Genomic DNA, 12,102 nt, shown 5'->3' with positions numbered 1-12,102 from the left:
CTGGAGTAGATGGGTGCGAGTGCTTCAGTGTCCGGCAGACGCGAGGTGCGGCATGTCCGGGCTGATCACCGGCAACCGTGCGGCGCGCGGGGTGTTACGACTGGTCAGGTTGCGGATCACTCCACCGGTGATGACCGCGGTGATACCGGGAATGTCGCCGATGCTCAGCGCGCCCAGTGCGTCGTCTCGGGTAGATCCCCATGGCGCGTCGATGACCACGAGATCAGCGGCTGCACCGACTCGAACGAATCCTGCTGATAGATCCCAAGTTCGAGCGTTGTTACCCGTAGCAGCCGCCCAGATCATCGCCGGATCGATCCCGGAGAAGGAAGACAATTCGGCAACGGTCTTGATCACACCGAGAGGCATGACGCCCGTACCCGTCGGGGTATCGGAGCCGATGACGATGCGACCGAACTTTCCGTCCCTGTGCGCCTTGTGGAGAATTCGGAGTGACGATTGCAGGTTTCCGGCCTGCACCAACTGCAACGCCATTTCGGTCTCGTCGATGATCTTGTCGACACCAGCGGCGTCGAGCGACGTGGGTCCACCGTTGATGTGCCCGCAGACGTGCGGTGCCAGGTAGAGCAGGTGATCAGGGGTGATCGGCTTGCTCCCGGGAATGCTCGCTCCACCGGAGTGGCACATGACCTTGATGCCGTGTTCCTTGGCCCAACGCACCTGGTCGTAACCGTCAGCCGGGTCTTCGTACAGTCCGAACCCGAACTTGGCCAGCCGCACTCCGGCCGACTGCAGGTCGGCAAAATCCTGTTTCGTCAACGAGGGTTCGAGTACGACGGCACCGGCGTGAACCGTCATTCCGCCGGGGTGGAAGTTCCGGAAGCACGACATTGCTGCGATAGCAAGAGCTTTCACTCCGACGGCGTCGTGCGGTCGGCCCTGGGCGTGGATTTCACCGGGCGAGACGACGCTGGTGATACCCCCGTGGACATAGCTCGCCAGAAAGTCCACCGTTTTCTGCCGGGGCGTGTAATCCCCGAGGACGACGTGGCAGTGAGAATCGATAAGGCCTGGGGCCACAGTGGTTCCCACTGCGTCCACGGTGACGGCGGCCGCATTCACCTCCGCTTCCAAATCCTGACGACGGCCGACCGCGGTGATCACTCCATCCGAAGCAAGGATGGTGTCCGCTCCGGCCACCAGCGGGTTCTCGAAGTCTCCGGAAATGACCGTTCCGATGTTGACGATAGCGAGGTCAGTCATCACGCCTCCTGCTTGTTCAGTGCCTCGGCGCGAGTCATTCCGCCGACGCGGGCATTGATCCGACCGCGGTTCGCGACGGCCGCGATGATCACGAGCTCGTCTGCGTGAGGCGCGTCCGGAACCTGCACGGTCACGGCGTCATAGTGACTTCGGACCCAAATCTCGTCCTTGAAAGCCAGCGGGACATCGATTGTCGCGTCCACACCGGCAGGCTTGGTGACCGACGTGATCCACGCTTGTCCGCCGCCGATCGCATCGCGAAGGGCATTACCGAATATCGACGTGACTGCAGCGTTGATGTGCTCTTGTTCGCCGGCGGAACCGACCAGTCCCGCTTTGCCATAGCTCTGGGGTTCGCTGCCGAGCAGCTCGACTGCGTACTTGCCTATCTGGGTCGCGATATCCGCGGAGGCGTCGGTGATGTCGCTCAGGTCCTCGACGTAGCCCTGACCCGCATACGGATTGTTGACGACGGCACACACAGCCACCTTGCGAATCGGTCCATCGCTATCAAATCGTCCAGCGACCGAACGGATTTCCTCGACATGAGCGACAATTTTTCTTATAGCAAGGGAACTCACTTCAACTCCTCGACTCAGCTGCACTCTGATCGCACCGTGACCGGCGTTGTCGATGACGCTAAGCGTGGCGACCATCACTCCGCATCACCCGAACGGGTCAACTTTCACCGCGTCCGGACGCTGCGGGAACACAGCAGGGCTCACGCGGTCGATAAACCTGCTTGACCGTAACCATGTGAAGGTGGCGGAAGACATACCGAAAGTACCTGCTGACCAACGCAATACAGACTCGATGACGACGGATAGCCGAATATTTCCGCACCCTTGCCGGAATATACATTTGGGCGTCACCGCGCATAGCGGACGGCCGTGAAACACGTTTCTGTTCGCGTCGATTCGTCGGCACCCCTCGTAGCAGCTCAGATAGAGCTACGGCCGCTCTCGCGTTTTCGCCACGGGCGCAAGGTTCGACGTCGTCTATCGATACTCCTACCCACTGCGGGGCGTACTCAATTTTCGAGTGGTCTCCGCAGAGCGACGGCCCAGCACCCAAGCGGCGATCTGAGTACGGCTCGACACACTCAATTTGGTGAGAATATGGTCTACATGGCTCTCTGCAGTGCGGGGGGAAATCGTCAGAGTTCGCGCGATCTCGCGATTGCTGAGTCCTTCGGCAATCAGCCTCGCCACCTCTTCCTCCCGGTTCGTGAGCGGCGACGGCTCGTCCTGGTGATGGATCGCGTCGGTCTTGTAATATGCCTCGGTGCCAATTGCCGCAACATCGTCGACTGTCATTCGATGGCCGGTTCGGTACTCCGCAGAAAATTCCTCACTATTCTGGCTGCGTCTGACCAGGGTGAGACACTCGTCTCGGACTCGTGACAATCCAGTGAAACCCGAAAATTGCCCTCCGACCTGATCCCACCGTCGATCTGCGGCACCGAACAGCCGAGCAGCAAGCGCAAAATTGGCCTGGCTGGATGCGCACCATGCCAGTAACTCGATACAGTGCGTGACCAATAGTTGATCGGGCGATGTGCTCAGTCCGAACAGAGCTCGCTTTTGCGCGGCGTGAAAAGACTGTTGTACCCACGCGTCCACCCCCAGGGAATACTCGATGTAGGCCCGCCAGATCACATCCCTTCTTCTCTTGCTCACCGCAAGTCCGCGGGAACCCAACTTCTGTGCGTAGTCCGATCGACCACTGAGTGCGGCGAAGAGCACCGAGATACTGACCGCGTCCATGAACATTGTCGGAGCGCGGGGATCGTCGGCCTGCTCGAAAATCGACATGGCCACCGCCATATCGCCAGTCGGATCCAAGTCTTCTTCGAGTGCGAGCCCTATCATCATTCCCAGTTCCAGCCGTAGACCTCGGTTGAGTGCATCGTTTCCCAGACCATCATCCAACGCCGATGCAGCGCTGTGCAGTTCACGTGCGCAGGCGGCATCGTCCTGTAGGAGACTGAGATACGCATTGGAATACAAAGCGCGGATACGTTCGATCGATGGCGTGCTCAAAAAGGGCGATTCGATGACGTGGTCCAATATGGAGCGCCCTTCGGTGAGTCGGCCGGTGGAAAACCAGAATCCCCACAGGTCTGCCGCCATCCGCGCGCTTGCCTGGGCAGTTTCTGCGCGGCCTAGCCCTAGTTCGATGGCATCGGTTATGTTGGCGTAGTCAGCACGCAGATTGCTCAAGAGCCCTAGTTCACCAGGACCCGACCAACGGCCGACGTAGTCGGCCATCAGTTCGTCGAAATGGTCACGGTGTCTCGCATGCGTTTCGTCAGCGTCCAGGAGCTTCGACGATCCATATTCGCGCGTCAGTCTCAACAGTCTGTATCGGCTGTCGCCCGGGGTGTCGTCGACAACTACGACCGACTGATCCACCAGCGACGCTATGGTGTCCAGTAGATCTGTCTTCTCCAATGGGGGGCCACCGCAGACAGCTTCGACGGCGAATAGGTCGAAAGACTCCGAGAATACGGACATGCGCGCCCACAACGCCTGTTCGCGATCCGTGCACAGCCCGAAAGTGCCGGCGATCAAGGCCGTGAGTGTGCGATGTCTGGGCGCGATGTTGGACGTACCCGCCCGAGGGAAGTCGAAAGACGTTTCCATCCGTCGAATGATCTGGTCGACCGACATCGCTCGGACCCAGGAGGCCGCAAGCTCTATTGCCAACGGCAGTCCATCGAGTCTTCGGCAGAGCGCCACGACCGACCGAGCGTTGGCCGATGTCAACTCGAAGTGTGGCTTGACCAGCCGCGCTCGATCGATAAGCAGCCGCACTGCTTCGTAGTGGGCAATGTCCTCGACCCCACCGAAAGCTTCTGGCAGCTCGTAGTCGGGCGGTGGGAGGGCCAGCGGCGCCAGGTGCAGAATTGCGCCCCCGTCTACGTGGAGTGCACGTCGGGTGGTCGCCAGTACCGACAAGGTATCGGACGACTCGAGCAGCGCCTCGACCAACAACCGGGCACTGTCGTCGAAGCTTTCGCATCCGTCGAGCACGAGTAGCATTCGACGCCCGCGGAGCGCGTTCGTCAACGTCTCCGGACTCGCCGCCTGTGCGTCGCGGACACCGACCGCGTCCGCAACTCGCACACGCAGATCGGACGACGCGACGATGCCCACGGCGTCGACCGTGACGACGCCGTGCTCGAACAGCGTTACCGAGCTCGGCAAACACTCCGCGATCAAACGGGTTTTTCCCACCCCGCCCGGGCCGGTCAGGCTTACGAAACGACCGCCACTGAGCCGGTTCACCAACTCGTCGGCCTCACGTTCACGGCCGATGAACGACGTCGAAAAGCGAGGAAAGGACGCTGGATTCGTCATCGTCCTCGCCATCCAACCCGAGTTGCCGAAGCCTCGACAGCCCGGTCACTGACGCAGTTCACCGGATTACCGAAGTGGGCGCGTCAGGACGACAGCCGACATTGGTGATCCTCCGTAAGAATATGGCCTACGAGGCCGCGTGGTCCACAGACACTTTACGTAGCCGACGTCCGATTTCACATGACCTCGAACGGGTGTTTTTTTGCAGCGGCTGTGGCACCGGACGGGTTCGCCGATGGTCCGAGTGGACAACCATCAGTAAAACTACTGACGACGGGGAGACCACCCGGGGGCATTGTTGTGTGGAACACATTCGCCCCCATCCCGGCAGCCCGATGTCACCGGCGATTCCGGACGAACTCACCGTGGCCGCCCGTCACGCGGCCATACGCATTCACCACACTCATCCCTCGAGAAGGGGTCCCGATGACCAAGAGCGACTCGACACATTCGAGCAACGATTCAGCCCCCCATTCCCTGAGAGCCGGCTCCCTCGGCGTCATGGGAATTGCCTTCTTCGTGATAGCGAGCATAGGACCGATGTCCGCCGTTGTCGGCGGTGTTTCACTTGCCTTCGCAAATGGACCTGGCGCGGCAGTGCCAGTCCTTTTCGTGATTACCGGAATCCTGCTGCTCTTCTTCGCTGTCGGATTCGTGGCGATGTCACAACATGTCGTCAGCGCCGGCGGCTTCTACGAGTACATCGGCGCAGCCTTCGGTGTCCGCGCCAAACGTGCAGCCGGCTACCTCGCTCTACTCAGCTACTACGGCGTAGTTCTCGCACTCTGGGCACTGGTGTCGGTCACCGTCGCTCGGTTCGTGGTGGAGTTCGGCGGCCCGGATGTCTCCTGGGTCTACTACATGCTCGGCGGTCAGTTGATAGTCGCGTTCTTGGGTTCCCGAGACGTCAACGTCAGCGCCCGCGTACTCGGCTTTCTTACCATTGCCGAAATACTGATCATTCTTGTCCTGAACGCGGCAGTCATCACCCAGGGCGGTGCCGAGGGCTTGTCGATGGCTCCGTTCGATCCATCGCTTGCTCTCGATGGCAACATCGGTGCTGGTTTGTTGTTTTGTATTGCCGTCTTTCTGGGCTTCGAGGGAACTGCGATATACAGCGAGGAAGCAAAGGACCCCAAGCGAACGATTCCCATTGCGACCTACCTTTGCGTAGGTCTGATCAGCGTCTTCTACATTGTCACCACTTGGGTACTCGCGATGGCCTTCGGCGTCGACAACGTTCAGTCCGCAGCGCAAAGCGATCCCTCGAACATGGTGTTCGCGGTTGGCGCGGACTACCTCGGAAACAGCTTCGTCGACGCTATGAAGGTACTCTTCGTCACCAGTACTTTCGCGGCCTGCCTCGGGTTACACAACGCTGTGTCGCGATACCAATTTTCTCTGGCCCGTGAGCACATGCTTCCGAAGGCGCTGTCCAGGACTCATCCCGAATGGAAGTCACCGACCCGATCCTCTTTGATCCAATCCGCGATCGGAATCGGCGTCACACTGGTTGCCTGGCTGACGAAGCAAGACCCCATCAGCATCCTCTTCTCCCTACTCCTGGCGATCGGGACGCTTGGGATCATCGTCATCTGGGTGTTCACCTCGGCAGCGATCGTAAAGTTCTTCCGCACCGAAAAACGGGGCCACAGCCGATTCAAGACCCTGGTAGCTCCTACTCTGAGCGGTTTGGGCCTCGCCTGGATCGTTGTCCTACTTCTCAAGAACTGGGATCTACAAACCGGAATGCCGGACAGCTGGGCTAGCTACCTTCCTCTCGTCATCGCGGCGGTATTGGCCGTCGGATTCCTCCTACCTACTTCGACCCGGCCGAGAAACGTTGCGCCGGAAAGCAAAGCCACACGAACAAAGGAGAACTTGCAATGACCGCCACATCCGATACACAGACAATATCTGAAATCGATTCTCGGACAGACGGTTATACGATGCATCGAACCGCCTACGTCGATCCCGCATTCATGGAAGATGAAATGGGCGCTGCCTTCTCGGACACCTGGCAGTACGTCGGCCCTCTCGCGAAGTTGAACAACCCTGGAGACCATATCGTCGCGGCGCTCGGCCGGACCTCGGTTGTGGTGTCTCGTGACACGGACGGCGCACTCAAAGGAATGGTCAACATCTGCCGTCACAGATTGCACCCCGTAGCGCTCGAGGACGGGTCGTCCAAGATGCTCCAATGTCGCTATCACGGATGGAGTTACCGTCTCGACGGCTCGCTGCTGAACGCGCCGCGCTGTCGTGACGAGCTGCAGTTGAAGAAGTCTGAGCACGGCCTGCTACCGATAGCGGTGACAACACTGGGTCCGTGGGTCTTTGCCAATCTGGACGTGAACGCTGCGCCGTTGGTCGACCTGATCGCGGATTGTCGGGATTTCGTGGACCAGATGATCGACAATGGCCGACGCTTCACGTACCGAGAGCAGACGACCACGACGATCAACGGCAACTGGAAACTGTTCGTGGAGAACGCCCTCGAGTGCTATCACTGCCCGCTGATCCATTCGGAGACCTTTGCCAAAGCGTTCCAGGTAGGCAACGGCGAATACGACAGCCGTGTCTTTGCAAACGCCAATACCCAGTACGGTCCCGCCAAGCTCGTATCGGAGAGCTTGCCCGAGGGACGCTCACCCGGCGGCTTCCAGTTCCTCTTTCTGCCGCCGAACTCGCTCGTCGCAATCGACGACTTCGCGATGTTCGTTCTTCGAGTGGTGCCCACGAGCCCCACGACCTGCGACGTCATTTCCGATATGTATGTGGACGAGTCGATGCCAGCAGACGCCTTGGAGGAATGGGTGTCCATCTACTACACGAAGACGATGGAGGAGGATGCCGGCGCAGTCGAACTTCAACAGCACGGATTCACCTCCGGGGCCGTCGCATACGGACGTCTGCTGCCGCAAAGCGAAAATGCTCTCGCATTCTTCGAGAAGTGGATCATGACGCGGATCGATCTGCACGGATCCCGTTCGACAGCTTCGTAGAGGTAGTACGAGGTTTTCTCGGTGTCGGTGCTGTTTCGACTACACCGACACCGGGGCCTTCGACTCGCTGCCGGAGCACAAGGCCGGCGGAGCTGCTCTTGGATTCTGCAGCGAAGTGCGACCGCAGAATCACTTGCTCCGCATACCTATCGACAGCTGTACGGGCTCTTACTGTTCCGGCGCAGTGTCTTCGACCTCGCCGGCATCGGACGGACTGTCAGCTTCGGGCGGCCACTCGTACCCCACCGACTCCAGCGACGCTCCCCAGGCGATTGCGTGGGCCAAGTTGGCGGGAAACGGCGTCGCCGGATTCCCCTCGTCAGTCATCGACACCCCCGTGCCGTCCGACAAATATTTCGGTTGTTTCCTTCGAAACCACACCATTTACCCCTTTGCTCTTCGCTCACTTCAGGGTCCGCTTCGAATCGCGTCGGATGCAGACGTTCCTTCGGAAATCCGTATTAATACGTATCGCATGGAGCAAGTGCGTGAGATGTAGTCCTGCTCGTATGGGCGGCCAGTAGCAATTGGCGGAAGCGAAGCAGTCATTCTGCCGGTCGCCGCAATCCGGACTTAGACTCCCTTCATGTCGCGTTCCAGACCTCGTCCCGAACCCTTCGTTTCGACGACTTCTTCTGCAGCGCTGGATGACCTGAGAACGCGACTTCGCGCTACACGATGGCCGGACAGTCCCGCCGATGCCGGGTGGTCACTCGGCGTCGACGTCACGTATCTGCGTGAACTCGTCGATTACTGGATCGACGAATTCGACTGGACGGCGCAGGAGTCGGCCCTGTCGAGACATCCTCGTTTTCGGATCGAAATCAACGACTTGGGTATTCACTTCGTGCATGCGCGGGCGGTGTCACCTGTGGGCCCTGTTTTCCCAGTGGTCCTCAGCCATGGGTGGCCGGACTCGTTCTGGCGTTACTCGAAAGTGGTGTCACTGCTGACCGATCCGGCTGCACACGGAGCCGACCCCGCGGATGCTTTCGATGTCATCGTGCCCGACATGCCGGGCTACGAATATTCCGATCCACCCACGGGTCCCCCACTGAATTCGATTGCAGTGGCCGGCCTCTGGGCCGAGCTCATGAATATTCTGGGGTATCCCCGTTACGGTGCCACCGGCGGTGACATCGGCAGCTCACTGAGTCGTTACCTGGCACTGGACCACCCGGAGTCCGTCGTGGCCGTCCACCGTATGGATGCAGGACTGCCCGTGTTCACCGGCGACCGCGCCGAACTGACAAGGCAGGAGCAGGGCTTCCTCGACACGTCCGCCGCGTGGGGCAGCACAGAGGGCGCATATGCTGCGATGCACCGCACGAAGCCGCAGACCGCTGCCGTCGGGTTGACCGATTCCCCGGCCGGGCTGGCCGCGTGGATCGTCGAGAAGCTTCGAGCGTGGACCGACTCCGACGGGGACATCGAGCGGAGGTTCAGCAAAGACGACATTCTCACCAACGTCACCCTCTACTGGCTCACCGAAACCATCGGATCGTCGATGCGTATGTACAACGCCAACGCGTCGATCCCGTCGCAGCAGCACGCCCGCCGCGTCGAGGTGCCATCAGGGTTCTCATTTTTTTCCGGTGACCTTTTCACGAATCCGCCCCGTGCGTGGTTGGACCGCGTCGCGAACGTCGTTCGTGTAAGCGAACTTCCGCGCGGTGGACACTTCGCACCGTTCGTGGAACCGGAACTGTACGCGCAGGAACTACGCGACTTCTTCCGGCCGTACCGTTCGACTGTCGGGTAGATCTCGATTACGAGGCAACCACAGAGTCGTCTGCCCCGAGCGGAGCCCAGGGGGTGTCTCGAAGGGCAGGACAGTGCTCAGGTGTCGGGTTGTGCGCAATATCGATCATTCGGTCGAGGACGTCGCGAGTGGCGACCAAATCGGCCATCGCCGCGGTGATGCGGTCGCGTTCGACTCTCATGATCTCGAAGGCCTCGGGGGAACTCTGGCCACTGTCGATACAGGGCAGCAGTTGCAGGATCTTTCGACTCGACAGACCGGCCGAGAACAATTGCTGGAGCAGCTTGACGCGCTCGACCGCAGACTCGGGGTAGATGCGCTGCTCGCTGACGGTACGTTCGGACGTCAGTAGGCCCTGCTCTTCGTAGTAGCGCAGGGCCCGCGTGCTCACTCCCGCCAGGCGCGCGACCTCGCCTATTCGCATCCCGCATCTCCCTCGGATCGACATTCTGCGGTTCGGACTTGCCCTTGACGTTAGCGTCAAGTTCTAGCGTTGTCGATATCGGGCCGATCAGGACCGAAGAACGAACCCCGACAAGAAAGCAAGGCCCCCATGGACTTCTCGAACCAGGTCGCCCTCGTCACTGGAGCCAACCGCGGCATCGGCCGTCAGTTCGTCCTGGAACTACTCGATCGTGGCGTGCAGAAGGTGTACGCGTCGGCTCGCAGACCCGAGACGCTCGACTTCGAAGACAAGCGGGTGATGCCGGTGGCACTGGACCTTCTCGCTAGCGAATCGGTCGTCGCTGCAGCGTCTTTCGCGTCGGATATCACGCTGCTCGTCAACAATGCAGGTATTTCGACCGGTGCCACACTCGTCACCGGCGACCTGACGGAAATTCGACGAGAGATGGACACGCATTACTGGGGCACACTGCACGTCATCCGCGCCTTCGCCCCAGTACTCGCGGCACACGGTGGTGGCTCGATAATCAACATCCTCTCTGCGCTGTCCTGGTTCGCCACAACGGGATCCGGTGCCTACTCGGCCGCAAAGGCTGCCGAATGGAACATGACGAACGGCGTACGCCTGGAACTTGCCCCGCAGGGGACTCTGGTTCAGGGCGTGCTTCTCGGCGCTGCCGACACAGACATTGCCGCCGGCTACGACGGGCCGAAGATCGACCCCCGCACCGTGCCTCGCGCAGCACTGGACGGCCTGATCAACGGCTCCATCGAGATCATCGTGGACGAATGGACCGCCATGGTGAAATCCTCACTCGCAGGTGATCCCTCGACCTTCTACGCAAAAATGGCCGAGCTACTCGGAACCAACTGACTCCATGGTCACGACGATCCCGTAAATGGACGGCGTCGGCGTCAATCGCTCACGACATCCAGAATGCTGACGAACGAAGCGCGTTGCTCCTCGGTCAGAGCCTTCAGGGGGCTGACAGATGTCAGCGCTCGGCCGAGTCGCTTTCGGGCACGCGCTCCGTCTTCGGTCAGCCCGATGAACGTGCGTCTGCCGTCCGCCGGGTCGGCTCTCCTCTCGACAAAACCACGCGTCTCCAACTGCTTGACGACGAACGTGGCGTTGGAAGCGTTGCATCCCAGTTGCGCAGCCATTTCGGACATTGTCAGGTCGGCTCGCTCCGGGTGCACTTTCCACAGGGCATGCGCCGTCACGAGCGTCAGGCCCTCCCGTGTGGCAAATGGCAAGAAATCATCGTTGATCCGGAGAGCGAGTTCCTGCATTCGTAGAGTCGCATCGAGAATGTCCACGTGAGCAGGCTAGCAGTATTTCAAGTCTTGAAGTAGTTTGATAATTCAAGACTTGAAGGAGATCCACATGCTCGAAATCGATCGACTCGACGGGCGCACGGTAGCCGTCACCGGCGCTACGTCGGGCATCGGATATTTCGTTGCCGAACAGTTGGCCGAACTGGGTGCCGAGATCATCGTCGTGGCGCGTTCTGGAGAGCGAGGCCGACACGCCATCGGCCTCCTGCCCCACTCCGGCCGTCACCGCGTCGTCGAGATGGATCTCGCGGACGTCGAATCCGTTCGGCGGGCGGGCACAGAGTTGCGCGATACCCCTGAGCTCGACGGCCTGGTGATGAACGCAGGCTTGGTTGCGGCACCCACATCGTTCGAGCAAGGCCCTTACGGGGTGGAGCTGACTGTCGGCACGAATGTTCTTGCACATGTCGAACTGCTCCGTCTCGCTCTCCCGTCCTTGGAACGGGCACCGTCCGCCAGGGTCGTGAGCATGGGAAGCATACTCACGCAACGCATTCCGTTCGATCGGAACAATTGGTTGTCTCAGGACTCCTACCGGCCACGCGTGGCGTATGCCATGTCCAAACATGCGACGGAGATTCTGGGCTTCGAACTCTCCCGCAGACTTCGGGGCGGCCAATCCTCGGTCGAGTCGGTGGTTGTCCATCCAGGCGGGGCAATCGATGCCCTTACCGCGGATCGGCCGGGGATCCATACTCGGCCGGGCATCGTGCGAGCAGCTGCCCGAGTGCTCGGGCCTGCATTCTCCTCGATGGTGCAGGGAAAGGACTCCGCTGCTGCACCCGCAGTCGCGGCCATGGCGGCACGCGATCTACCGCTCATTGGGGTCTACATCGGGCCACAAAGGAATGCTGCCGGCCCACCGGTGATCGCCGAACCAGTTCATTCGAGCCGCAATTCCGATCTCGGAGCGTTCGTGTGGAACGAAACCGAACGCATCATCGGTGCCCCGATCCTGGCATAGCGACACCCCTGATGCTGATGCAGTGCACCACCACGCCGACTA

Annotated in this window: 11 protein-coding genes and 1 pseudogene; 5 read left to right on the top strand and 7 right to left on the bottom strand. The window is 60.3% G+C overall.

The window, feature by feature from the left end; translation table 11 throughout:
• Positions 1 to 24 precede the first annotated feature (24 nt).
• The 4 genes and pseudogenes from ACIGGF_RS07725 to ACIGGF_RS07710 all read right to left on the bottom strand — a co-directional run.
• The gene (locus ACIGGF_RS07725; RefSeq protein ID WP_397520798.1) at positions 25 to 1,224 is read right to left on the bottom strand and encodes an amidohydrolase family protein; all 1,200 of its coding nucleotides are present in this window, start codon (positions 1,222 to 1,224) and stop codon (positions 25 to 27) included.
• Positions 1,224 to 1,880: an amino acid synthesis family protein gene (locus ACIGGF_RS07720; protein ID WP_397520797.1), complete on the bottom strand. Its 657-nt coding sequence runs from the start codon at positions 1,878 to 1,880 to the stop codon at positions 1,224 to 1,226. Before ACIGGF_RS07720 ends, ACIGGF_RS07725 begins: the two co-directional genes overlap by 1 nt.
• Positions 1,881 to 2,234: 354 nt before the next feature.
• Positions 2,235 to 3,797 carry a LuxR C-terminal-related transcriptional regulator gene (locus tag ACIGGF_RS07715; protein ID WP_397520901.1) on the bottom strand — a complete coding sequence of 521 codons (1,563 nt, stop codon included), beginning with the start codon at positions 3,795 to 3,797 and terminating at the stop codon, positions 2,235 to 2,237.
• 372 nt (positions 3,798 to 4,169) lie between these two features.
• Positions 4,170 to 4,586, bottom strand: a pseudogene (locus ACIGGF_RS07710) (AAA family ATPase); the annotation flags it as partial.
• A 180-nt stretch (positions 4,587 to 4,766) separates the two neighbouring features.
• Between ACIGGF_RS07710 and ACIGGF_RS07705 the strand changes: the two are divergent.
• A complete protein-coding gene (locus ACIGGF_RS07705; protein ID WP_397520796.1) occupies positions 4,767 to 6,476 on the top strand; it encodes an APC family permease in 1,710 nt (569 codons plus the stop codon).
• Between the two features lie 59 nt (positions 6,477 to 6,535).
• Positions 6,536 to 7,591, top strand: coding sequence for an SRPBCC family protein (locus tag ACIGGF_RS07700; RefSeq protein ID WP_397520795.1), 1,056 nt, complete (start codon positions 6,536 to 6,538; stop codon positions 7,589 to 7,591).
• Between the two features lie 168 nt (positions 7,592 to 7,759).
• On the opposite strand, the gene ACIGGF_RS07695 is transcribed toward ACIGGF_RS07700, so the two are convergent.
• Positions 7,760 to 7,918 (bottom strand): hypothetical protein, encoded by a 159-nt coding sequence (locus ACIGGF_RS07695; RefSeq protein WP_222092544.1) that lies wholly within the window; start codon positions 7,916 to 7,918, stop codon positions 7,760 to 7,762.
• A 259-nt stretch (positions 7,919 to 8,177) separates the two neighbouring features.
• Here ACIGGF_RS07695 and ACIGGF_RS07690 point away from each other — a divergent pair, with 259 nt between their 5' ends.
• Entirely contained in the window at positions 8,178 to 9,353 is a 1,176-nt protein-coding gene (locus ACIGGF_RS07690; RefSeq protein ID WP_397520794.1) for an epoxide hydrolase family protein, read from the top strand.
• Between the two features lie 7 nt (positions 9,354 to 9,360).
• On the opposite strand, the gene ACIGGF_RS07685 is transcribed toward ACIGGF_RS07690, so the two are convergent.
• Positions 9,361 to 9,777, bottom strand: coding sequence for a MerR family transcriptional regulator (locus ACIGGF_RS07685; RefSeq protein ID WP_397520793.1), 417 nt, complete (start codon positions 9,775 to 9,777; stop codon positions 9,361 to 9,363).
• Between the two features lie 129 nt (positions 9,778 to 9,906).
• On the opposite strand from ACIGGF_RS07685, the gene ACIGGF_RS07680 reads away from it, so the two are divergent.
• The gene (locus ACIGGF_RS07680) at positions 9,907 to 10,632 is read left to right on the top strand and encodes an SDR family oxidoreductase (RefSeq protein ID WP_397520792.1); all 726 of its coding nucleotides are present in this window, start codon (positions 9,907 to 9,909) and stop codon (positions 10,630 to 10,632) included.
• 41 nt (positions 10,633 to 10,673) lie between these two features.
• Here ACIGGF_RS07680 and ACIGGF_RS07675 read toward each other — a convergent pair whose 3' ends face one another.
• Entirely contained in the window at positions 10,674 to 11,078 is a 405-nt protein-coding gene (locus ACIGGF_RS07675; protein ID WP_397520791.1) for a MarR family winged helix-turn-helix transcriptional regulator, read from the bottom strand.
• Between the two features lie 67 nt (positions 11,079 to 11,145).
• Between ACIGGF_RS07675 and ACIGGF_RS07670 the strand changes: the two genes are divergently transcribed.
• Entirely contained in the window at positions 11,146 to 12,060 is a 915-nt protein-coding gene (locus ACIGGF_RS07670) for an SDR family NAD(P)-dependent oxidoreductase (RefSeq protein ID WP_397520790.1), read from the top strand.
• Positions 12,061 to 12,102: the final 42 nt, after the last annotated feature.

Source organism: Rhodococcus sp. NPDC078407 (genome assembly GCF_044542515.1).
In the GTDB taxonomy this organism is placed as follows: Bacteria; Actinomycetota; Actinomycetes; order Mycobacteriales; family Mycobacteriaceae; genus Rhodococcoides.
This window is presented reverse-complemented; position numbering and strand designations above follow the sequence as displayed.

Bases quoted from the DNA above. Each gene is read 5' to 3' on its own strand.
- ACIGGF_RS07685 (WP_397520793.1), bottom strand. From the start codon at position 9,777: ATGCGAATAGGCGAGGTCGCGCGCCTGGCGGGAGTGAGCACGCGGGCC.
- ACIGGF_RS07680 (WP_397520792.1), top strand. From the start codon at position 9,907: ATGGACTTCTCGAACCAGGTCGCCCTCGTCACTGGAGCCAACCGCGGC.
- ACIGGF_RS07670 (WP_397520790.1), top strand. From the start codon at position 11,146: ATGCTCGAAATCGATCGACTCGACGGGCGCACGGTAGCCGTCACCGGC.
- ACIGGF_RS07695 (WP_222092544.1), bottom strand. From the start codon at position 7,918: ATGACTGACGAGGGGAATCCGGCGACGCCGTTTCCCGCCAACTTGGCC.
- ACIGGF_RS07700 (WP_397520795.1), top strand. From the start codon at position 6,536: ATGCATCGAACCGCCTACGTCGATCCCGCATTCATGGAAGATGAAATG.
- ACIGGF_RS07725 (WP_397520798.1), bottom strand. From the start codon at position 1,224: ATGACTGACCTCGCTATCGTCAACATCGGAACGGTCATTTCCGGAGAC.
- ACIGGF_RS07720 (WP_397520797.1), bottom strand. From the start codon at position 1,880: ATGGTCGCCACGCTTAGCGTCATCGACAACGCCGGTCACGGTGCGATC.
- ACIGGF_RS07705 (WP_397520796.1), top strand. From the start codon at position 4,767: ATGACCTCGAACGGGTGTTTTTTTGCAGCGGCTGTGGCACCGGACGGG.
- ACIGGF_RS07690 (WP_397520794.1), top strand. From the start codon at position 8,178: ATGTCGCGTTCCAGACCTCGTCCCGAACCCTTCGTTTCGACGACTTCT.